This is a genomic window from Pseudomonas sp. RA_35y_Pfl2_P32 (genome assembly GCF_963970735.1).
In the GTDB taxonomy this organism is placed as follows: Bacteria; Pseudomonadota; Gammaproteobacteria; order Pseudomonadales; family Pseudomonadaceae; genus Aquipseudomonas.
This window is the reverse complement of the sequence record NZ_CAXAQF010000173.1, coordinates 1-547: the sequence shown is the minus strand read 5'-3', so window position 1 is coordinate 547 and position 547 is coordinate 1. Positions and strand designations below refer to the sequence as shown.

The window sequence follows — 547 nt, the reverse complement described above, 5'->3', positions numbered from 1 at the left end:
GTCCCTTCCTTCTCCTCCATGAGAGTACGTGCCCGGGTCTGAAGCGCCACCTTGCCGGACTTGGTGTTGGTTAGGAATTGAGCGGTGGCATCGCTGTCGGCGATATGGAGGATCCGCTCGAGCGAGACCGGCACGCGCCGATGCTCGATTTCGATCGTAAGCAGATGCGAAGTGGCGCCGCTGACGGGGTCGGTGCGCAGGAGCGTGTCATCGATGAGGGTCGCCTTGTCGACCAGGATGGTCTCGACACCGACATCAAGCCGCCCGGCTTCGCGCGCCGCCGAGACGCGTGTTTCGACGAGAGAGAGGAATTCGTCGAAGATCTTGTTCTGAAGGCCGATCGGCAGCGCCAGGATGCGGTTCAGCCACCGCTGGATGGGCGGAAGCTCATCCTTCATGACGCCGTCCTTGTCACAAAGCTCAAGACCGGTCCGCTGTTCGAACTCTGCGTGGCTGACACTGGTCAGCTTCCCGCCGACGAGCAGGTGGAACCAGCTCACGAGCGCGGCGCAGGCATATTCGCTTTCGAGATTATCGGCGGGATCGA

The 547-nt window shown here is 61.8% G+C and carries 1 protein-coding gene; it reads right to left on the bottom strand.

What is annotated here, in order from left to right; genetic code table 11:
- Window positions 1–547 (bottom strand): strawberry notch C-terminal domain-containing protein (locus AACY45_RS27710; RefSeq protein ID WP_339548662.1); only part of this gene is annotated, 547 nt, incomplete at both ends.